This window comes from Streptomyces sp. NPDC088915 (assembly GCF_044749825.1).
In the GTDB taxonomy this organism is placed as follows: domain Bacteria; phylum Actinomycetota; class Actinomycetes; order Streptomycetales; family Streptomycetaceae; genus Streptomyces.
Genome location: NZ_JBIVIR010000028.1, coordinates 20161 through 41054, shown reverse-complemented (window position 1 = coordinate 41054; position 20894 = coordinate 20161). Strand labels below are relative to the sequence as shown.

At 68.7% G+C, this 20894-nt stretch carries 18 protein-coding genes and 2 pseudogenes; 11 read left to right on the top strand and 9 right to left on the bottom strand.

Annotated features, from left to right (window positions below):
* Nucleotides 1-23: 23 nt before the first annotated feature.
* The 5 genes from ACIP5O_RS34885 (at nt 24) to ACIP5O_RS34865 (ending at nt 5859) form a co-directional block, all read left to right on the top strand.
* Nucleotides 24-608, top strand: a complete 585-nt coding sequence (locus tag ACIP5O_RS34885; protein ID WP_401301253.1) for a hypothetical protein — start codon at nt 24-26, stop codon at nt 606-608.
* Between the two features lie 35 nt (nt 609-643).
* Complete coding sequence (locus tag ACIP5O_RS34880) at nt 644-913, top strand: hypothetical protein (RefSeq protein WP_401301250.1); 270 nt, start codon at nt 644-646, stop codon at nt 911-913.
* A 179-nt stretch (nt 914-1092) separates the two neighbouring features.
* Complete coding sequence (locus tag ACIP5O_RS34875; RefSeq protein WP_401301247.1) at nt 1093-1743, top strand: hypothetical protein; 651 nt, start codon at nt 1093-1095, stop codon at nt 1741-1743.
* On the top strand, nt 1740-3746 hold the full coding sequence (locus ACIP5O_RS34870) for a hypothetical protein (RefSeq protein ID WP_401301244.1): 2007 nt from the start codon (nt 1740-1742) through the stop codon (nt 3744-3746). The genes ACIP5O_RS34875 and ACIP5O_RS34870 overlap by 4 nt, the downstream gene beginning before the upstream one ends.
* A 40-nt stretch (nt 3747-3786) precedes the next feature.
* Nucleotides 3787-5859, top strand: a complete 2073-nt coding sequence (locus ACIP5O_RS34865) for a hypothetical protein (protein WP_401301241.1) — start codon at nt 3787-3789, stop codon at nt 5857-5859.
* A 69-nt stretch (nt 5860-5928) separates the two neighbouring features.
* Here the strand turns inward: ACIP5O_RS34865 and ACIP5O_RS34860 are convergent, their stop codons facing one another.
* The 3 genes from ACIP5O_RS34860 to ACIP5O_RS34850 all read right to left on the bottom strand — a co-directional run bounded on the left by ACIP5O_RS34860 (nt 5929) and on the right by ACIP5O_RS34850 (nt 7291).
* On the bottom strand, nt 5929-6258 hold the full coding sequence (locus ACIP5O_RS34860; protein WP_401301238.1) for a hypothetical protein: 330 nt from the start codon (nt 6256-6258) through the stop codon (nt 5929-5931).
* A gap of 37 nt (nt 6259-6295) precedes the next feature.
* Nucleotides 6296-6766, bottom strand: coding sequence for a transposase (locus tag ACIP5O_RS34855; protein ID WP_401301275.1), 471 nt, complete (start codon nt 6764-6766; stop codon nt 6296-6298).
* An 81-nt stretch (nt 6767-6847) separates the two neighbouring features.
* Nucleotides 6848-7291, bottom strand: a complete 444-nt coding sequence (locus ACIP5O_RS34850) for an IS5 family transposase (protein ID WP_401301235.1) — start codon at nt 7289-7291, stop codon at nt 6848-6850.
* A gap of 315 nt (nt 7292-7606) precedes the next feature.
* On the opposite strand from ACIP5O_RS34850, the gene ACIP5O_RS34845 reads away from it, so the two are divergent.
* The 5 genes and pseudogenes from ACIP5O_RS34845 (at nt 7607) to ACIP5O_RS34825 (ending at nt 13419) form a co-directional block, all read left to right on the top strand.
* Nucleotides 7607-7921: a trypco2 family protein gene (locus ACIP5O_RS34845; protein WP_361847238.1), complete on the top strand. Its 315-nt coding sequence runs from the start codon at nt 7607-7609 to the stop codon at nt 7919-7921.
* The gene (locus tag ACIP5O_RS34840; protein WP_401301231.1) at nt 7921-10086 is read left to right on the top strand and encodes a hypothetical protein; all 2166 of its coding nucleotides are present in this window, start codon (nt 7921-7923) and stop codon (nt 10084-10086) included. Before ACIP5O_RS34845 ends, ACIP5O_RS34840 begins: the two co-directional genes overlap by 1 nt.
* The gene (locus tag ACIP5O_RS34835; RefSeq protein WP_401301228.1) at nt 10083-11078 is read left to right on the top strand and encodes an AAA family ATPase; all 996 of its coding nucleotides are present in this window, start codon (nt 10083-10085) and stop codon (nt 11076-11078) included. Before ACIP5O_RS34840 ends, ACIP5O_RS34835 begins: the two co-directional genes overlap by 4 nt.
* A pseudogene (locus ACIP5O_RS34830) lies at nt 11044-12513 on the top strand (SAV_2336 N-terminal domain-related protein); the annotation flags it as partial. The gene ACIP5O_RS34835 and the pseudogene ACIP5O_RS34830, both read left to right, overlap by 35 nt.
* 249 nt (nt 12514-12762) lie before the next feature.
* Nucleotides 12763-13419 carry a response regulator gene (locus ACIP5O_RS34825; RefSeq protein WP_401301272.1) on the top strand — a complete coding sequence of 219 codons (657 nt, stop codon included), beginning with the start codon at nt 12763-12765 and terminating at the stop codon, nt 13417-13419.
* 552 nt (nt 13420-13971) lie between these two features.
* On the opposite strand, the pseudogene ACIP5O_RS34820 reads toward ACIP5O_RS34825, so the two are convergent.
* The 6 genes and pseudogenes from ACIP5O_RS34820 to ACIP5O_RS34795 all read right to left on the bottom strand — a co-directional run.
* Nucleotides 13972-14241: pseudogene (locus tag ACIP5O_RS34820) on the bottom strand (IS5/IS1182 family transposase); the annotation flags it as partial.
* A gap of 387 nt (nt 14242-14628) precedes the next feature.
* Complete coding sequence (locus tag ACIP5O_RS34815; RefSeq protein ID WP_401301226.1) at nt 14629-15696, bottom strand: hypothetical protein; 1068 nt, start codon at nt 15694-15696, stop codon at nt 14629-14631.
* A gap of 189 nt (nt 15697-15885) precedes the next feature.
* Nucleotides 15886-16458 (bottom strand): hypothetical protein, encoded by a 573-nt coding sequence (locus tag ACIP5O_RS34810; protein ID WP_401301223.1) that lies wholly within the window; start codon nt 16456-16458, stop codon nt 15886-15888.
* A 303-nt stretch (nt 16459-16761) separates the two neighbouring features.
* Nucleotides 16762-17570, bottom strand: a protein-coding gene (locus ACIP5O_RS34805; RefSeq protein ID WP_401301221.1) for an IS5 family transposase whose coding sequence is annotated in 2 segments (ribosomal slippage) — nt 16762-17231 and nt 17231-17570 — 810 coding nt in all. Because the reading frame shifts where the segments join, the coding sequence is not laid out codon by codon here.
* 187 nt (nt 17571-17757) lie between these two features.
* Nucleotides 17758-18984, bottom strand: coding sequence for a threonine--tRNA ligase (gene thrS / locus ACIP5O_RS34800; RefSeq protein WP_401301269.1), 1227 nt, complete (start codon nt 18982-18984; stop codon nt 17758-17760).
* Between the two features lie 269 nt (nt 18985-19253).
* Nucleotides 19254-19670: a hypothetical protein gene (locus ACIP5O_RS34795; RefSeq protein ID WP_401301219.1), complete on the bottom strand. Its 417-nt coding sequence runs from the start codon at nt 19668-19670 to the stop codon at nt 19254-19256.
* Between the two features lie 104 nt (nt 19671-19774).
* On the opposite strand from ACIP5O_RS34795, the gene ACIP5O_RS34790 reads away from it, so the two are divergent.
* Nucleotides 19775-20821, top strand: a complete 1047-nt coding sequence (locus tag ACIP5O_RS34790) for a hypothetical protein (RefSeq protein ID WP_401301217.1) — start codon at nt 19775-19777, stop codon at nt 20819-20821.
* Nucleotides 20822-20894: the final 73 nt, after the last annotated feature.

Here is a 20894-nt window from a genome sequence, read left to right as displayed (position 1 = left end):
CGGACAAGACGGAGCAGCAAGCCGTGACGGACCAACCGCTCGCCCTCGCACCCGAACAATGGCAACGCCTCGCCGCCGCCCGCCAGGCCTACACCGACACCGTCAGCCCGTACTACGACGAGACCCTGCACGAAGTGACACAACGGGCACGCGTCAGTGGAAGCATCGACAAAGCCGACATCGGGGCACTGCTGATGTGGAAACGCCTCAGAGCCGACACACCCTGGGCGGCCGGACTCATGGCGCTCGCGGACACGGACGTACGCCGCGCGACCGCCGCAGGCACGACCGCTGTCCGGGACACCGCCCTCAGCCTCCGCGCCGGAGCACAAGCCGGCCGTGCCGCCCTCGCCCACCTGCCAGGCTTCCGCACCGGTGACGCCCTCGCCTCCGCCGTCCTCACCGCAGCCGCCCCCGACCGCATGGCCATCTACGACCGCCGGGCCCACAGCGGACTGCGCACTCTCGGCATCACCCTCAGCCACGCACCCGGCCGCTACAGCCGCTACATGGAAATCATCGACCAACTCTTCGCCACCGCCCCAACCCCGATCCGCACCTGGACCCCACGCGACATCGACACCGCCCTGTACTGGATGACCGCATAACAACACGCACCGAACCTGATCACCACGCGTGGAACATGACCACACCTGACCAGCAGCCGCGCCACCTGGCAAAACAGCAGCCCAATACAGAGAACCGACACCCCGGCCCCCCATCACCACACCGTGACAACCCGCCCCAGAGCCCGACCGCCTCCAACAACAAACTGATCAACCCAGGCCAGCCACCACCCACTGATCAGAAAAACCGCCCCTGGACAGCTGCTGTCCGCGATCGGGATGCGGTGGTCCTGATGGTGGGCGTCGTCGTCACTGCGGTCTGCTCGATCAAGACCTGGACCAGTTAGCCCGCTGGTCAGGCTCTGGCGACCGGCGCGACTTTGGTGCGCCGATTCGCGCCGACTTCTCCCCACGCACCTCAACACACTGTCAGGATGTTGTTCAGGACCTAGGGTGTGCGCCGATCCAGGGGAGCGTGATGGTCGGATCCGCAGGAGTACGTCGGGCCACTCGCTGGCAGGATTCGGTGCGGCTGCTGTTGCTGATCGACGCCGCCGCAAAGCCGGCGGCCGAAGGCGAGTCGGTGCCGCCGGCGACCGTCGGGGTGGTCCACACCCAGGTACGGCTGCAGAAGCTCGACTTCTGGGTCCGCAATCCGGACTACCTGGCCTACGAGCTGATGAACGAGTACGTGGCCGCTCCAGACGTTCCTCGGCTGCTGGAGCTTGCCGCGGAGATTCTGGAGTCGGAGGAACCGGATCTGCGGCGCTTCCCGATGCTGCGTTACAAGTACGGCGCCTTCGAGGAGCTCGATGACGCTCTGGCGCCGCTGGTGGAACGGGGTCTGCTGCGCAAGACGCAAGTCGTCGGGCGTGAGCGCGTGGTGGAACACATCTACTTCCTGCTGGAGCGGGGCCGGCAGGTGGCGCAGTCGATGGTCGCCGAGGCGCCCGCGCTGGCCTGGTACGTCGAGCGCACCCGCCTGGTCGTGGACCTGGTCGACGGTCTCGGCGGCACGCAGCTAAAGGACCGGCAGTACCTGCTGCGGGACTACGCCGATACCCCCTGGGGCCAGCACATCGGCCCCATCACCGAGCAGGCCCGCGAGCGGCTGCGTGAACTTCAAGCGGCACCAGGCCCGGGAGCGACGGGCGACACTGACCAGGAGGCTTCATGACCGCGCCCGGCCCGGCCCGCTCCGACGCGAAGGACCTGACCGTCGCCCCGAGCGCTGGCGACATCCTGAAGGGGGTCGCGGAGAAGCTGGGGCTGACGCCGGTGCAGGTTGAGCGGACTCTGGCCGAGGCGAACATCACCCTGAAGAGTCCGACTGCCGCCGACCGGCGGCTGCGCATCATCCGGCTGCGCGCCAGCGGCACGAAGCACTCGGGCGACGACTTCACCGTGAAGCAGCCCTTCACTCCAGGGGTGTGGGCGATCGTCCACCCGGACAACAGCGCCGGGAAGACCAGCCTGCTGGAGTTCCTCGTCTTCCCGTTGCGCGGCGGGCCGCGCGATCTGCCGCCCGATGTCCGATCGTGGCTGCGGCATCTGAGCGTGGACATCGCTGTGGCTGGCCGGGCGATCCGCATTGTCCTGGACGTCGATGACCAGCCGCACCCACAGTTGCGGGTCCGGATCCTCGCTGGGGAGTCCGTTGACCAGCTGCTTGCCGCGGACGACGAAGCGCTTCGTCTGCTGGCGACAGCGTCCGGCAACGAGGAGGTGAGCCGGTGTATCGGTGAGTTCTTCCTGGACGCGCTGCGTATGGAGCACACCAACCTGTGGCAGGTGACCGGCGGCGCCGACGGCGAGGGGGCCCCGCAGGTCCACGGGTGGGCGTCGTACTTCGGGGCCTGCTACCTCAATCCCGGTGGGGACGAGATCCTGCTCGGCGATGTCGCCGGTGGCCTGCCTGGACGGCTCATGGAGCTGTTCGTCGACATCCCGTACAGCACGGCCCTCACCCAGCTGTCCGTCGCCGGGAAGCGGGAGAAGAAGACGATCACCCAGGGGCAGCGCCGGGCGGAAGGGGACGCGGAAGCCCGCCGGACCGAGCGTGAGGCGTGGCAGACCGAACTCGTCGACATGACTGGGCAGATCGAGGCGTGGCGTCGGGCGGCTGCCCAAGACATCTCTCCGCTCCTGCGGGCTGCCGACCAGGCTGCGACGGAGCTGCGTGGCGTGCGGGCGCTGTTGGAGGAGGCCGAGCAGACGCTCACGGAGGTGTCCGCCGCCCGGATGCGCGCGGAGCAGGGGCTACTGGATGCCCGGGAGACGTGGCAGGCCCGGCGGGTCCTGGGGCGGCTGGACCCGGTGTGCTGTCCGCGGTGTGAGGAGCCGCTGGGCAGTGGGCGGCGCAGCGAGGAGCGTGAGCAGGCGAGCTGTGCGGTGTGCACGCGGCCGCTGCCCGAGGTCGACCCGGAGACCGCTGAAGCGCTGCTGGCGGAGCTGGAGCAGACCCTGGAGCGAGCCCAGGATGCCGAGCGGGAGGTAACCGACCGGCGGCTGAGGGTGGCTGAGGCGGTGCAGAGTGCTCTGACCGACCATCGCGAGGCGGCAGCCGGCCTGGAGCAGGGACTTGCCAGCTCGCAGGCCCACGATCGGCTGCGTGAGCTGGAGATCCGGGCGGCCGAGCTCCGAGGACGGCTCGAGGCGACCGGATCGACGCCTCCGGCTCCGCCGGTACCGGTGTCCGCCCAGGTCCTGGCCGCCACCGAGGAAGCTGTCCGAGCGGCCGTCGACGCTGCGGCGAAGCAGCTGTTCCCGGCGATGAACGAAGCGATCGTCGAGCTCGCCACACGGTTCGGCGTCCAGAACCTCGACAGCGTCAAACTCGACCGCGCCGGCAAGGTCAACGCCGTCAAGGCCGGGGTGAAGACCGCGTTCAAGAGGCTCAGCCGCGGCGACCGGCTCCGCATGCGAATCGCGACCGTTATCGCGCTGCTGCGGGTGAGTGCTGACCGTGGCGTGGCCACGCACACCGGCCTCCTTCTGATCGACTCGGTCGCCGCCGAAGAAGTCACCGAGGTGCCCGCCCGCACCCTGATCGCCGAGCTGCAGGCCATCGCCGCAGAACTTCCCGAGCTGCAGGTCGTTCTCACCACGGCACAGCCCGAGCTCGTCGACGCCCTGCCGAAGGACCACCTCATCACCAGCGACGGTGAACACCTGTTCTAAGCTGCTCGTTCGCGAACCGGCCGGCGACAAGGAGAGGACCGTGGCCCCAAGCGTGGACCAGATGCTCCAGGCCTGGGCCAGCCACGCGACCGACGACGAGTTGGACGCCGGGCCCTCGATCGAGGACCTCGGCGGTGCCGAGGCGGTGATCGCGGAGGCCGACCAGCTCGCTGCCGGTCCACTCCTGCCCTACCTGCTCACGGCACTCGGCCGCGACCTCGACGCCGTGGAAGGTGACCAGGCCCGGCAGTTGCTTGACGCTGCGGCCCAGGGGCTGCGGAACCCCCAGGCCGCCTGGGTCCTGGCCGACGCGATCGACGTGGTGTGCGCCCACCCGGCGCTCGCCACCCGCCTCGGCACCCGCACGATCCGGGACCTTGCCGCACACGTGGAGGCCGCGCTCGCCGGCGACGCCGACGCCGCTCTCGCCCAGCCGGCCGTCGCCGGGCTGCTGCGCCTGGCCGTCGCGCAGACGGCCACCCCGCACCGCCTCATGGCGTTGCTCGCCGAGATCACCGGGGACGAGCCAGCCGAGGCCCTGGAGCGCCTGCCGATCCTGGTCGGCGTCGCCCACGACCACTTCGGCGACGACGCCCTGCTCGATGTCCTGAGCGCACTGGAGAACCAGACCGATCTGCCAGCGGGCACCCGGGCCGACGCCACCTTCGAACTAGCCGTCGCGGACATGCGCAGCGCGCTGGAGGCATCCGACCGCTCGGCCGTCGAAGACCATCTGCGCCGGGCCCTGATGCGGTTCAAGGACCTCGACCGCACCCACGAGGCCCGACTCGACGCCCGCGCCCACGCCGCCGCCGTCGACGCGGTCCTCGTCTTCGGTGAACTCGACCAGCAGCCCACGACAGCCGCACCCGCCGAGCAGCGCCTGGCCCAGGCCGCCGCCCAACTGGATGCCACGACCACTCTGCTGACCGAGTGGACACGCGGTATGCACCGGCTGGACTGGCTCAGCGCCCGCGGACTTGCGCAGAGCGCCTGGTCCCGGCTCGTCACCTCGCTCCAGACCGCCCGCACACACCTGGACCAACCCAGCTGGTACAACCCGGCTGGCACCCTCGGCGACCTGCTGGACGTCTACGTCGCCAGCCGCAGCATCCACACCACCCGGGCCGACGGATACGGCGGCCTGACGGCACTGGTGAGCCCACCGGTGGAGGCCGCGTTCGTACGCAGCGACGGCCTGCTGCACCACCTCGAACAGGCCCTCACCACCGACCCGCAGTTCACCGGCTCCCCCGACGCACGGACGCTGTACGAGGTCGTCCAGGCCCAGCGGCGGGCAGCGCCGGCGACCGGGCAGGTGATGCCGGGAAAAGCCCTGGAGGGCCGCCCCACGCTCGCCAGGCTCTTCCAGGCTGACGCCCCAGGACTGCGTGACGACCTCGACCCGCAGCTCCTAGATCGGATCGAGCAGCTCTTGCAGCAGCAGTCCAAGGGCTACACCCCCACCGGCAACGCCCGCTTCGACGCCCACCTTGCATCCCTGCTCGAGGAGCTGGCCACCAGCCCTGCATGGAAGCCCCGCGACAGCTCCTACTTCACCACCCTGCTGGAGCAGTTCCTCCGGTTCCTCTACGACCGCTTCGACGCCCAGGCCGACTACTACGGCGCCCGCACCGCCTACCTCGGCCCCTGCACCGCCAAGAAGCCTGACGGCAGTCCCGACCACTGGGCCGAGAAGCACGTCCAGGACGACCTCCACCAGCACCTCGCCGGCACACTTACCCCCGGCACCGTGCAGCGCGAACTCATCGACGTCGCCAGCGGACGCACCGACGTCACCTACACCCCCGAACCCGGCAGCCGCTTCGTCGCCGAGGTCAAACGCCGCGACACCAGATGGACCCGCGAACGCATCGAGAAGAGCTACCTCGCACAGGCCGCCAACTACACCGCCACCGGCCCTCCCTTCGGCCTGCTCCTGGTCGGGGACGACAGCGGCCACACCAGCGGCTATCGGAGCATCGAGGACAGCGTCTGGATCATCCACCACTCGCGCAGCGCCACCGAGGTACCCCGACTCATCCTGGTCGGCATCCTGCCGATCGGGCGCCCGACCCCGTCCGCACTACGTATGCCCCGCGTCACCACCTGACCCTTCCTCGGGCCGGTCACCCTGTTGACGCCTCGGGCGGCCGGGACCGGGGCAGGTCTAGGTCGTGTTTTAGAACTCGCTTACCTGCCTGGCTGCCCGTCCGGGGAAGCCTCGGCCGGCCATCCAGATGGTGAGGTCGCGAGCGATGTCGTTGATGCTGGTCGCCGTGGTGACTTCGTGCTCGTTGCGGACGGTGTCGCGCCGGACGATCTCGTAGCCGCCTTCGTCCAGGACGGCCACGGAGGCGAACCAGACGGGGTCGTCCTCGTCGGGCTGGACAACCACGAAGGTGTTGTCGGAGTCGTTGAGGTCGCTGATCATCATGAACAGCGCGTCCTCGGAGGGGTCGTCGATGCGGTCGCCGTTCTCGCTGTCGGCGCCGAAGTACTGAGCCCCCATCACGGTCTCTCCCTCACCCTCTTCGCCTTGGTCGTCGTCAGCATGGCATGCGGAACCGACGGCCCGGGTCCGTCACAGCCATTCGCCGATCGCGGCGATCAGGACGGTGGACTCGAAGCGGACCGCGAGTTTGTCGAACCTGGTGGCAACCGCTCGGTTGCGCTTGAGCCGGTTGATCCCGCACTCGACCGCTTGTCGGGCCTTGTAGTCCTCGCGGTCGAAGGCGGGAGGCCGCCCGCCGGCCTTCCCTCGCCGTTTGCGGTTGGCGACCCTGGTCGGCGGGCTCCGGGATCGTGCACCGGATTCCCCGCTTTCGCAGGTAGGCCCGGTTGGCGCGTGAGGAGTACGCCTTGTCGCCTCGCACCCGCAGCGGGCGGACACGCGGACGCCCGGGTCCGTTGCGGGGAACCCGGATGCCTTCCAGGACGGCGGTAAACTGAGGACTGTCACCGCGCTGACCTGCGGTGACCAGCAAGGACAGCGGCCGCTGGTCCTGCTCGCAGGCCAGATGAATCTTGGTGGTGAAGCCGCCCCGCGACCGGCCCAGACCGTGGTCGTCTGGCTCGGTGCGGGTGCCGCCGGACGGTTCCTATTGGGCTTGGCCGTCGCGGCGGGCGCCCGCGGCGTGCTGATGGGCCCGGCAGATCGTGGAGTCGACGTTGACCTCCCACGTGATCAGACCAGCCGCATCCGCGCGGGCTTGCAGTCGGGTCAGCAGCTCGGGCCAGGTGCCGTCACGCTGCCAGCGGCGGAAGAGTCCGTAGACCGTCTGGCACGGCCCGTACTCCAACGGCAGATCCCTCCAAGGAGCACCGGTCCTCACCTGCCATCGGATCCCGTCGATCAGCTTCCGCCGACCCAACGGCGGCCTGCCCCGCATCGCGACCGGCAGCATCGGCTCCAGCACAGCCCACTGCTCGTCAGAAAGATCCCCTCGCCCCACACCGCGATCATCACGGCGCGGGGCGAAGCGGGGATGCTTGTCGGCCAGCCAGCCCCCCGCCTCCTCGACGTAGGTGACGATGAGGCTCACGGGCGAGCAGCCGGGAGAGGTCGTTCTGCGTGACGCCACCGGTTCCCGGCCCGTCGTCGGGCCTGTCGAGTCGTGCTCGGGCGAGGCGCCCAGGATCGGGTAATGGGCTGCCCGTCACGGCGGTGCCCGACCGGGGCGAGCCGGTTGGGGAGCGAATTGCGCGTCATGCGTGAACCGTCCACAGGTCAGCGCCCCACGCCAGTGATCATTCCAGCGGCAACTTCCCCCGGCGACGGCTTTCCTACGAAGCCCGGGCGCCCGGACCCAGAACCTTGGCAGACTGTTCCACAGGCATCATGGGCGTTGGGGGTTCGGATGACGGGAATCGGTCTTGTTGCAGCAATCGAGGAGCTGCGGCAGGAGCTCTATCGGGCGCAGGACCTGGGGGCAGACCAGCAATTCGCGTTCGGTATCGAGGAGGCCGAACTGGAGTTGCAGCTGGAGCTGCGCAGCAGCGGCAATGGGGACGGCAAGCTCAGCTTCGGTGTGGCGGCCGTCGGCGTGGGCGGTGAGCACTCCACCGTCCGCACTCACAGACTGACACTGAAACTCTCGGTCCGGGACCGGGCTCGCGGCGGCTCCAGCCTTGAGATCAGCGATGCCGAATCCGGGTCTTGGGACGAGGAGTGATGGATCCGCACAGACTGGTGCTGATCCGCAGCGGGACCACACGGCTGCGTCATCGCGTCGGTTCCGGCTATCTTGTCGCACCCCGCCTGGTGCTCACTTCCGGGCACATCCTCCGGAACGGCGAGAGCGGCGACTACTGGGGGCAGATTCAGGTCAGAGTGGGGCACCCGGGCCGCAGTGAGACGGTACGCACCGGAGCAGAGCTGGTCTGGACCCATCCACAGGGCCTGGATGTTGCTTTGCTGCTCATACACGACGAGATCGACGTGCCGGGGTCGGTTCGATGGGGTCACCCTGTGGACACCGCCCCGCTGCGCTACGAGGGGCTGGGTTTTCCGCTGGCGTCTGCGGAGGGCGGCCGTGACGTCGAACACCTCAGAGGAGTCCTTCCTCCGTTGTCCTCCGGAGCTCGCGGCCTCTACGTCCTCGATCAGGAGCCTGCACCTGACCTCCGCGACGACGGCCGCAAGGCATGGGGAGGCGCCTCGGGAACCGCGGTGTTCTGTGAGGACCATCTGGTGGGCGTGGTAATCCGCGACGACCGGTCCTACGGTAACCGGCGCCTGCGGGCTCTACCGGCGCATCACTTCGTCCGGGACGACCGCTTCGAGGCACTGCTGCGGCGGTACGCCGACGGTCCTCCCCGCCTGACCGAAATCGGCGCCGCCCCCCCGAAAGCGCGGCCCGCGGCGGAACGCAGCCCGGCCGAGCAGGAGACCGAGCGGCTTCTGTGGTCGGTTCTAGGCGGCCGGATCAACTACGCGGCACATACCCGTGCCCTTGTACGGCTGCTCGGGTACACCGTCCCCGACAGCCATGAACCGACCATGCCCGACCTCGCGGCACTCGTGGCGGCTCATCCACGTGCTCTGCCCTCCCTGAGCGGCACCCTAACCACGGCCCTCACCGGAGAAGACGAGCGCACCCGCCTGACGGACGTCCTGACCCGCGCCCGTGCTGGCGGACTGTGCCTGCTCCTGTCCCTGGAAGAGTGCGAGCACTTACTGGAACTGCTCCGCGGCATCTGCAAGGACCAGCCCACGCTGGTCCCCCGCGCCGCCCGCGAGGCCCTGCGCTACGCCTGGCTGCCCGACCCGCTGAACCGTACGCATCTCTGCGCCGACGACCTCGAACACGTCATCGAGCACCTGGAGTCCGTCTCCGACAGCGAGCGCGTACCGGACTACACACCGCCCGTACCGGCCCTGCTCCGCCTGGTCGAATACGTGGCCGCCGCCCTGGGGAGGGAAGCGGGCTCGGAGCTGCGCAGCTGGTCTGATCGGGTGGCGGCCCGGACCAGCATCCATCCGGCGGCGCTTGCCGAGCGCCGTACCGACGCGGGCCACTGGGCCGCCCGGCAGCAGTCCCCATTCTCCAGCGTCGTCGTCGAGGTTTCTCGCGCGCGGACCGAACCGCGCGAGAGCTACTACTGCCGCGTCTTGCTCGCCCGCGCCGACGGTACTCACGCTCCCTTCCACGAGGCGGAAAGCGTTGCGAGGACACCCGAGGAAGTGGCTCGGCGCGTGCGCGACGCCGTCGAGGTCGTCTCGGACGAGCTAGGTCCGACGGACGCGCCCCACGCGACGGTTCTGGTGACCCGTGACAGCCTCCATCTCCCCATCGACGAGTGGAACCCTGGGGCACCCAACATGTTCGTGCCCGATCAGCCGATCGGCGCCGAGTTCTGCATCACCCTGAGCTGTCCAGAGATGAGCGACCTGGTGCGCAGTAGAGAGCGTGAGCACCGGCGGCGCTGGGAAAGCGGCCACGCGGCCCCCTTGGTAGTCGACGACGAGCGTGTCACTCCGCCACGGCTTCGGCGGCTGCTGCAGACCACTCACCGTGACGTCACCCGGGTCGTGCTCCACGGTTCTCTGGAACAGCGGGACGCACTGCTCGAACTCTGCCTGGCACTCGGCGTCCCGGTCGTTCTCTGGGACCGGCGGGCCGACTGCCCCGCAGATGCAGCTGGACTGCGGCACCTGGACCCCACCGGCCCGCTCGCCGATCTGCCCGAGCGGGTCCGCGTCTTCCGCGGGACAGCGTTCGACGAGCCGGAGACGTTCCCGGCGCGGCCCGCGCTCGTATGGGAGGAACCCGATCGGCGGCCGCGGCCCGAATCGCTGTCCCTGCAAGACCCTTCAGAAGGAGTCCACGCGTCATGAGCGCCGCAGAATCCGCTGCCACCGGCCACCACGCCCCGTCCGGCGACGGGGACTGGCGGCTCTTTCGGGGCCATGGGACGCCCCGCCCAGTAGCCTTCCCGCCCGCCCCGCCATGGCGCCGGCTGCATCCGGAGGGGCCCGAGGGCTCACGGACCGCACGCCCCCGCCCGTACCTGATCGACCCCGACGACGCAGACATCGTCAACGCCGCTCTCCACCTGCGCCGGCCTCTGCTGGTCACGGGGCACCCCGGTACCGGAAAGTCCTCTCTGGCCCACGCAATCGCCCACGAACTCGCCCTCGGCCGCGTCCTGCACTGGGCGGTCAACAGCCGCTCGACCCTGCAGGATGCCCTCTACCACTACGACGCGATCGGTCGGCTGCGGGAAGCGAACCTCCGTCGGAACACGGACAGCTCCGAGCCCGGCATCGGCCAGTACATTCGGCTCGGTCCCCTGGGCGTCGCGCTGCTGGCTCGAGGCCGGCCCAGGGTCTTGCTCATCGACGAGCTGGACAAGGGCGATGTCGATCTGCCCAACGATCTGCTCACTGTATTCGAGGAGGGCGAGTTCGAGATTCCGGAACTCAGCCGCCTCCCCGAGGAACATTCCACGGTCCATGTCCGGACCGACGACCCGGACGTGTCAGCCCCGGTGACCCGCGGCCACGTCTGCGGCCATGAGTTCCCGGTCGTGGTCATCACCAGCAACGGTGAACGCGAGTTCCCGCCCGCCTTCCTCCGGCGGTGCGTCCGTCTTGACCTGCCCGAGCCCGACGAGGAGCGGCTGCGGGACATCGTCGCCGCGCACCTCGGCCACGAGGCGCTGCACGATATCGATGACCTGTTGGAGGAGTTCCTGGGCCGCCGAGCGCCCGGAGAGCTCGCGACCGATCAGCTCCTCAACGCGGTTTTCCTGCGCAAGGGCGGCATCGACCTGGACGCCGGCCGGCTGCTCGATGCCGTTCTGCACCAACTCAACGGGGCGGTGTGAAGGCATGCTCGGACGTCTGAGGGAGATCCTGGCCGGGAGTGGCGTCGACCTCGCCGACGAGGAACTCCTTGACGTCCTGTGGCTGGCCAGGAACCTGCCGGGCGACGTCGTTCCGTTGGCACGACGTCTGACCCCGGCCACCCTCTTGCGGCAGGCCGCCGAGCAGGGTGAGCCCCGGGCGCCCGACGTGAACGCTCCCGTGCAACCGGGCGCGCACCCGTCGCCAGACGTCGCACCGCACCGCCTGTTTCCCCTGCATGCGGCCCCACGGGGGAAGGGGAGCGACAGGCTGGAGCTGCCTCCACACCGGGCGCACGCCGTGCGCACCCCGGGCCCTAACGTCCTGCCCAGCCGTCATCTCACGCTCGGCAAGGCCTTGCGACCGCTGCGGCAGCGGCTCCCCGATCGGCACCGTCAGGAACTCGACGTGGCACGGACAGTGGAGGCCATGGCCGAAACGGGTCTGCCCGAGACCGTGACGAGTCCCGCCCGTAGCCGCTGGCTCTCCCTCGCCCTGCTGATCGACGACGGCGTGTCCATGGTCCTATGGAAGCGTCTGGCCTCCGAGATCCGCACGCTGATGGAACGGGCCGGAGCCTTCCGCGATGTCCGTGTGCTCGGACTGGACACTCGCGGTCCCCAAGCCCCTTTCCTGACCAGCCGTCCTTACCGGCGGCAAGGTCCCTTCCTTCCGCCGACCGCGCTCTGTGACCCCACCGGTGGCACCCTTGTTCTTGTGGTCAGCGACGGCGTTGGCGACGCCTGGTGGGACGGCCGAATGTGCGAGGCGGCGGCTCTGTGGGCCCGACGGCAACCCACCGCCATTCTGCAGGCGTTGCCAGCCCGGCTCTGGGTGAACTCGGGCATCACGACTCGGCCATGGCACGTCACCAGTGCCCGCAGGGGCGGCCCCACCACTGCCTGGCATGTCACCGACCCCAAGCTGCCGACGGATCTGATCGGCTTCAGCTCTGTCCCCGTCCCGGTGCTCGAACCCACACCGGCCGCCGTAGGCGACTGGGCCCGGCTGATCGCCTCACCGAGCGCGAGCGCGGTGCTGCCGTTGTGGGACATCGGGCGGCCCGCCACCCAGCCCCGGCACGCCGAGACCCGGCAGGGTCCGGACGCCGAAGCCGTCCTGCGCTTCCGCGGCGCGGCGAGCCCGGAGGCGTATCGGCTCGCCGCTCACCTCGCGGCCGTGGCGCCCGTCACTCCGCCCGTCATGCGCATGGTGCAGGAGGCCCTGGGGCCTCCGACGGACACCGGGCATCTCGTGGAGGTCTTTCTCGGCGGCCTCATGCGCAACGTCGCCGCGGACACCACCGGCCAAGGGCCGCAGCCTGAGTTCTTCGACTTCTCCGACGACGCGCGGCGAATCCTTCTCGGCACGCTCCCCGCCCGCGAGTTGCTGCGCACCGCACGGCTGATCACCGACCGCCTGGCAGCGTGTGTCCGGCGCTCACCAAGCTTCACCGCCTGGGTGGCGCACCCGGGGGGCGCCGCCGCCGTCGGCACACCCGATCACTCCTTCGCCCAGCTGGAGAAGCAGCTGCTGCAACGCCTCGGTGTCACCACGCGCATCGACGCCCCACCTGCCAACCGGCCCACCCCGACTCTTTCAAGAACCCAGGAACGGGCCCGGTCACAGACACCTGCGGCTCAGCAGACGAACACGAAGTCCAAGATCCTTCTGGTCGGCAGTCAGCCGGAGGGCCTGCTAGCCCTTGAGACCGTCCTGTCCGCACTCAACCAGACACTTGTCCGCGCCTCGTCGGGGGATGAAGCTCTCGAGGTGCTAAAAAACGACGGATTTGCCCTCGTTCTCCTTGCCACCCAGATGCCGGGAATGGACGGCTACGAAACCGCCGCTCACATCAAGCGCAATTCACGGACGCGTGAGATCCCGATCATCTTCCTCAGCGCGCCGGACGAAATGGCTCCCCATGGCACGTTCCGTGGGTATGCGGCCGGCGCCGTGGACCAAGTATCGCGACCGTACGATCCCTGGGTGCTACGCGCCAAGGTGGCCGTCTTCATCGACCTGCACCAAAAAAACATGCAACTGCGCAAGCAGGCAGAGCTTCTGCGCACCGGAGACACGACCGGGCTGCTGGCACAGCTGTCCACTCTGCTCTCCGATGCCGAGACGCAGGCACGCGACCTGACCGCACGGCTCCAGGCACAGGCATCGAGCACGAAGGCGAGAGCCGCAGCCGCCCGCCTGGAACACGCTGTCAGGGACCTGCGCCAGATGTTGGAGCACGCGTTGGAACTGCGCGAAGAACCTGGTGCCCCGCCCGCCCCGGCTTCCCTGCATTCACCACGCCGTCGAGACCTGTAAGGGAGCACGGCCGTGCGTGTCGCGCCACTGACAGGACTCGATCGCTCGTCTGTCGGGTCATAGCGAGGTCCCGACGGGAAGCCGTCTGATCGATGTGGTCACCCAGAGGCCAGCACCGGAGTAAACGTGGTCGGCAAGAACGGGAGCACCTGGTGGTTCGCGGATCTGGATGCTGCGGTGAGGGCGGACTTCGGTCAGCTCATGGGCTCCCGGAGCTCTCACGTCGTCCCCCATGCGCCACCTTCGTGATCGAGGCCATCCCAGTCGCTTCCGCTCCCCTGCTCGCAGTCACTCGATCGGGCCTGCAAGCAGCGGAGCGGCTGCGATCCCCTACTCTGCTCGAGGAAGGTGGAGGTATTGACGCACGGCCGCATTGTCGCCGGTGGAATCGGCCAGTAGCCGGCGTCGATGAGAACTTCACGCCGGTCTCCACCGAGAGGAGTCCGGCGCCGACTCCCTTGACGACCTCGTCCAACACTGCGGCACGGTCGGTGAGCGTGTGTGGTCCCCACATGAGGCGGGCGGGCACAAACTCCCCCGCAGGCCGTCCCTCGGCGTGGCCAGCCTGGTGGAGCCGTTGGACCATGCGCAGATAACCGTCGCCAGGGCCGGCAGGCCCGACTCCCGCCACACGGGGGCGTCGGCCTTGTTACCCGGCGCAGGCCGGGTCGTCGCAACAACCAGACGGGTGTCGGCGTCGATGACGACCTGTACGTTCGCCGAGAACCGGTAGTTGCGGGAGGAAGCGCCGACCTTGCGGTCACGGACCGGGACCAGGGTGCCGTCCACGAGCCACAGCCGTTCGTTGTCCGCCACCGGCCGCGGAGCCGACTGTGAACAGGCACACTCATGACAGCCACCCATCCTCACGATGAGCGCCTGACAGCAGCAGCCGGGTCACCTCGTGGCAGCCATGATCACTATCACTGCGCAGCATGCACACAGGCAGCTGCCCGTGCCCTGCTGGCGACCAGGCTGTGCCACCGCCACACCCACGCACAATCGGACAGCCCGAGACCCTGGTCGTCCTGGAGCGGATGGAGGCCGTGCCGTTCCGCCTGCGCGGCCGGTGGGAGGAGAAGCTGTAGACCGTCTTCCTGGACGACCTCGAGTTCGCGTGGGGACCCCGCATCCGCCTTAGCCGGTGAGCAGCCGGAACGAGCAGCGGGGCCGGGCAGGGTGATCCTGTCCGGTCCCGCCGTCGTCGGGTCAGCCGAAATCGAGCGTGTCCTGGGCGAAGTCGGCTGGGGGCGGAGTGGGCGGGGGCGCCGGCGGTCCGGCCGGGCGGGCGGCCTTCCAGCGTTCGGCCAGCTCGTCCTTCCAGCCCTTCGGCGGGGGCCAGGAGACGCCCCAGGCGGCGAGCTGGTCGCGCTTCCAGCCGCCGGCGGGCGTGCGGGCGGCTTCGACCTCTTCGGGCGAGGGGAGATCTGTCCTGGATGGTGAGCGCTTCGTGTTCAGAAGTTGCCCCGCGATGTGGTGCCGGAAGACCGACAGGTCAGATGCCCTACTCAGAGGGAGCCAGCCCTCGGGCATGGGAGAGCTCGCAAGCGAGGGAGGGTGAGCGCCGACGGGTGCGTAATACATCTCAGCGCGCTCTTCCCACACGGTCGACTTCAAGGCGACCTGCTCGTCGAACACTTCCTGTCGAAGGTTGAGCGCCCCGGCCTCGTTCAGCGCTCGGACAAAGTTCAGGAGTTCGATCGTGCCGACCATCGCCCAAGCCACCAGAGGTACAGCGGCGCGAAACCGGTCGCGCAGTCCGAAGGTGTCGCCTTCCTTACGTCGCTCTGGGTCGTGATGCACCACGTCTCCGTAGATCCAGGCCATGGCCAGCCCGTGCGCATCGAGGTCACGCTCTTCGCCCGTGGATGTGTCAGCGGCCATGACCCAGTAGCCGGATTCGTCGCGCGTGGAGGGGCTCACCCGTGTTCGCCACTCAGCGCGTGCGGCCCGTATCCACGCCGCATCTTGTGGGGCTGCTCGACAGGTGTAGCCCAGAGCCGAGAGCGCCTTCATGTGAAAGCAGTCTTCCTGCTCCAGCAGAATCGGCCTGATACGCGCTGCCGCAGATTCGACCACTTCCTCGGGCGGGAGCTCGTACGAGATCCAGACCTCGTCTCGGTCGACACGGACGTTGATGCTCATGCAGGTCAGCTCGACAAGAGCGTCCCAGTCGGCGGCCAGCGAGTGTTCCTCCACCCTGCGGGCTCTCAACACGAAGGCTTCCAGCAAGCGCTGGTGCTTCTCGTCAAGAGTTTCCGTCTGCCCGCGGCTCACGCTTCCCCCTCGCATCGACCGCTTCCAGCATGACGTGCCTTCTCCGTCGTATCCATCCAATTCGCCGGGCTGGTCCTTGTCAGAAGGAGAAGCGCGGCTGGTCGAAAGTCGTGTCACTGTCACGGAGCCGAGATATCGCGCCCCGCCACTGTTACGAGCCGAGACACGGCGCGCGGCCGTGCGGCGGGATCAGCGCCCGTACGTGCTGCGGCACAACTCCGCTGCGCCCATGGGTACGTGGATCTTCTGCGCCTGACGGCACAGCTGCCGCATCTGCGGCGCCTGCCCGGTCGTCGGCTCCCGGCGGGGCGCCGCGGTCTTCTTCGGGCTCTTACGGGGCTTGGTCGCCTTCCGTGGGGCCGTCCTGGTGGTGCTCCTCTTCGGGGTGCTCTTCACCGGGCGGCGGATCGTCGGTGTGGGCCTGCGGGCGGGCCCGGCAGGGGCGGGCCGTACGGCCGGGCGCGCCCCCGCAGCGACGGGCCCGGGGACGGGCCCGGGAGCGGGGGCGGTCGTCGCCGGGGGCGTGCCCGGCGGGGCGGCGGGCGGCCGGGGGTCGGTGGCGTCGAGCGCTTCCCGGGGCGCGGCCGGGGTCGGGTCGACCGGGGCCGGGGCCGGGGCCGGGAGCGGGACGGGCGGGTGGTCGGCGGCGTGCGCGAGGGCGGCGGGCCGGGCCGGGGCGGGGGCCGGGGTGTGGGGGACGGCCACGCACCCGCTCACGAGGAGCGCGGCCAAGGCGGCGCAGAGGGTGCGGCGGGGGTGCATGGGTCCACGCTCCCGCAGCGGGAGCACGCACTGGTGGTGGCGCGGCCCGGATCCACCGTGACGAGTGACCGCGCGGACCGCGCCCCGGGGCGGGCGGTGGTGGAACGGCGGCACGCCCGCCCGCAGGCGCGGGCGGGCGCGGTGGGGGCGGGCGGGTCAGGCGGGGGTCGTGGAGGACAGGACGGGGTGGTCAATGTGGTGGTGCTCGACGTCCACGCCGTACTCACCGCCCCACGCCTCCCAGACCAGCCGGGCGACGGTCTCGGCCACGGCCACGCTCCTTTACCGGACTAACTGATCGTTTCAGAATGAGGTTCGCAGGCGCCTCAAACAGATGATGCTGCAGGCGAGTTGGAGCAGGCCGAGGTGGAGGTCGGCGCGTATCTCGTAGCGAATGCGGAGTCGTTTGAACTGGTGGAGCCAGGCGAAGGTCCGTTCCACGACCCAGCGGGTCTTGCCCAGGCCGGAGCCGTGCGGAACACCGCGTCGGGCGATCTTCGGTGTGATACCGCGGGCCCGGAGGATGCGGCGGTACTTGTCGTAGTCGTAACCTCGGTCGGCGAACAGCCGGCCCGGCCGGTGACGAGGCCGGCCGACCATGCCGCGGATGCGGGGGATCGCGTCCAGCAGCGGCGTCAGCTGGGTGACGTCGTGCCTGTTTCCGCCGGTCAGAGTCACGGCAAGGGGAGTGCCATGGCGGTCGACGATCAGGTGGTGCTTGCTGCCCGGCCGTGCGCGGTCGACCGGCGAAGGTCCGGTGTGAGCCCCCCCTTCAGAGCTCTGATGTGCGAGCCGTCGATCGCGGCGTCGTCCATGTCCAGCAGGCCGGCCTTGCGCAGTTCGGTCAGGAGTACTTCGTGCAGGCGGGGCCAGACACCGGCCTCGGTCCAGTCCCGCAGCCGCCGCCAGGCCGTCACCCCGCTGCAGCCGGTCCGCTCGGCGGGCACGTCTCTCCAGCTCACGTTCTTGCGCAGCACGTACACGATGCCCCGCAAGGCAGCACGGTCGTCCGCCGGCAGGCGTCCGGGATACCGACGGCGCCGCGGCGGACGGGGCGGCAGCAGCGGAGAGATGCGTTCCCACAGGCCATCAGGCACAAGATCATCCGACACCCGCAACACTCTGCCGCCACCAAGCCCGGCCGCCAACCCCCAACAGCGAACTCATTCTGAAACGATCAGTAAGGACAGGCGGCCAGAATCAAGGAGAAGCAGCTGTGGGGCCGCACGAAGAACGAGCGGGCCGACCGCCACCGCCGCGGCAGCAAGGGCGGCCGGCCCACTGTGATCGCGGCGCCTGCTATGAGGCCGGGGCGGCCCAGAGTTTGGTGCTGTGATCCCCGATGAGAGCGCCGATGTGGGTGAGTGCGTCACTGACCGGCTGCGGGTCGAGCCGGCGTCCGTCACGCAAGCGCAGTGCGACGTGATCGTCAGCGGCCTCCTTGGCGCCGATGACGGCTTGGTAGGGGACCAGGCGGGCTTCTCGGATTCGGGCGCCCAGGCTGCCGCGGTCCGGTCCCGCGATCTGGGCACGCAGTCCCAGTCGGGTGCAGTGTTGGGCGAGGGCAGTGGCGTTCGGCAGTTCGGTGTCGGAGATCGGGAGAATGACCAGCTGGGTGGGGGCGAGCCAGGCGGGGAAGGCGCCGCCGTGCTGTTCGATGAGATGGGCGACGGCTCGTTCCACACTGCCGATGATGCTGCGGTGGACCATGACCGGGCGGTGTTTGGCGCCGTCCGCGCCGATGTAGTGCAGGTCGAACTGCTCGGGCTGGTGGAAGTCGACCTGGACAGTGGACAGGGTGGACTCCCGGCCGGCGCCGTCGGTGACCTGGACGTCGATCTTGGGGCCGTAGAACGCGGCCTCTCCCTCGGCCGCCTCGTAGACCAGGCCGGAGCGGTCGAGGACGTCGGTCAGCAGGGCGGTGGACCGCTGCCACTTCTCGGGTGCGGCCACGTACTTGCCACCGGGGCCCGGGAGGGAGAGCCGGTAACGAGTGGGGGTGATGCCGAGCGCCTCGTACGCCTGGCGGATCATCTCCAGCGCCACCTGCGCCTCCTCGGCGACCTGGTCCAGGGTGCAGAAGATGTGCGCGTCGTTGAGCTGGATGGCCCGCACACGGGTCAGTCCGCCGAGCACGCCCAAGAGTTCGGAGCGGTACATGCCGCCCAGTTCGGCCATCCGCAGGGGCAGTTCGCGGTAGCTGTGGGAGCGGGAGCGATAGATCACCGCGTGATGGGGGCACAGGCTCGGCCGCAGGACGACCTGCTCTCCGCCGAGATCCATCGGGGGGAACATGTCGTCGCTGTAGTGCGCCCAGTGCCCCGAGATCTCATACAGCTCCCGCTTGCCGAGAACCGGTGAGTACACGTGCTGGTAGCCCGCCCGCCGCTCGGCGGCACGGATGTACTCCTCCAGGGTGTGCCTCACGGCCGCGCCGTCGGGCAGCCAGTACGGCAGGCCAGCGCCGATCAGCGGATCGGTGTCGAACAGACCCAGTTCACGGCCGAGCTTGCGGTGGTCGTGCACGGTGGTCATCGCGGTCTCCTTGCTGGTTGCGGAGCAAGTGACCGGGCCTACGACGAAGCCCCGGGGCACTTGCCCCGGGGCTTCGGATCAGATCATCTGTCAGCGCGCCGGGACACTCTCCGGCGTCGTCGTCATAGCAGCGCGCTTCATGTCGCAGACGTTAGCAGGATGTACCGCGGCCCACACGGTCATTCCTCGGTCAGGAGATTCGCCGGACAGCCCCTGGATGAGAGCGGCCCCGCCTGGGGCGGGCCGGTGATGCGGGGTGATCAGCTTCGTGGCCGGGGTTCTCCTTCATCCGGTTGAGACGGTGATGCGTCGTCGGTGAAGACGGGCATGTCGAGGTCGACCAGTTGAGGGCGTCCGTCGGTGGGGATGTTCTTGAGGCTCTTGAGCTTGGCCATCGCCGCGTCGAAACTGATCTGAAGTCCCTCGACCTCGCCGAGCCAGCCGTTGGCGCGGGCTTCGCGGATGCGGTCGCGGAGGTTCTGGATGATCTCGATGAGGCGGGGCTTCTGGCGGGGGTCCATCTGGAGGACCGGGCAGCGGATGCAGGCATCCGCTGTCCGACGCTCCAGATCAACCCGAAAATGCTGGCGCGTTTGGATGAATTGGAGGAAGATCTTCAGGTCAGGCGAAGGCAGGCAGGGGCTGAGAAGTGGCTCGGTGAGATCGACGGCATCCACCTAACATTGACGTTCCTGCGCGCCAAGCGCGGCGAGGGTCTACGGCTCAACCGTCGAGGTCCTATCGATCTCGGCTTGCCACACCCACGGCGTCCGGAGGGAAGATGACCATCCCGTCCAACCCGCTTACACCTCAGACCGTGCAGAGGCTGGCCTTCATCCGCTTCCTCCACGAGCAGGGCGTGGCGCAGTCTCGGCAGCCTCAGCCTCTGGCGGCGACTGCTGTGCTGTCCTTTCATGACGCAGTCGAGCTGTTCCTTGTTCTCGCGGGGGAACACCTCCAAGTCGGTCTTCCCACTCAGATCAACTTCTCTCAGTACTGGGAAAAGCTTGCGGCTGGTCTGCCGGCCAACGCGCAGTTGCCGAGCAAGAAAGCCATGGAGCGAATGAATAAGCTCCGAGTGAACCTCAAGCACCATGGCGCCGTTCCCTCCCCTACAGACATTGACCAGGTTCGTGCGGACGTGCTGACATTCTTCACCGATGCCACCCCCCTGATCTTTGGGGGGTCGTTCACGCAGATCGACATGATCGACCTCGTGGCGAGGTCGCAAACTGTGAACTTCCTGCAATTCGCGCAGAGTTGTGCAGACAATGGAGACTTGCCGCAGGCGATGGCAGCACTTTCGATCGCCTTCACGGAACTCATCGAGCACTACACCGAGACCCGACGGTCGGCCTATAGGCCACCGTTCCGGTTCGGCGATGTCGGGGACTACCGAGATGAGAGCCAGAAGATCGGTAGAGACAGAGAAGTAAAGAAACTGCGCCTAACGGACCTATTGAGTCATATCAAGGACCTCTCGAAACAGCTATCGAGTGTCACAAAGGCAACTAAGGAGATACAGCGGGCGATGCGCGTAACCGCACTCGGAATCGACTACACCCGATACGCGCAGTTCGACGTCCTTACCCCTCAGGTCGGGCGCTACTTTGGTGGAAACGCCAGCTTCTATGTGGAAGTGGGGCACAAGTTGCTGACCCATGCGGACTATGAGTTCGCCCGCCTGTTCGTGATCGAATCCGCAATGCAAGCAGCCAAGGCAGACACTGTGCTCCAGCGCAGACTTGATCATCGCGCGGCCGCGCAGGGGAGCTGGGGCCAGGGCGAGCATCGCGACTGGGAAGGGCCTGACCCCTTCGGGAACTAACTGATGGTTTCAGAATGAGGTCGCGAGGCGGCGAAGGCTTATGGGATACCGCTGGATGAGGCGAGGGCCCGTT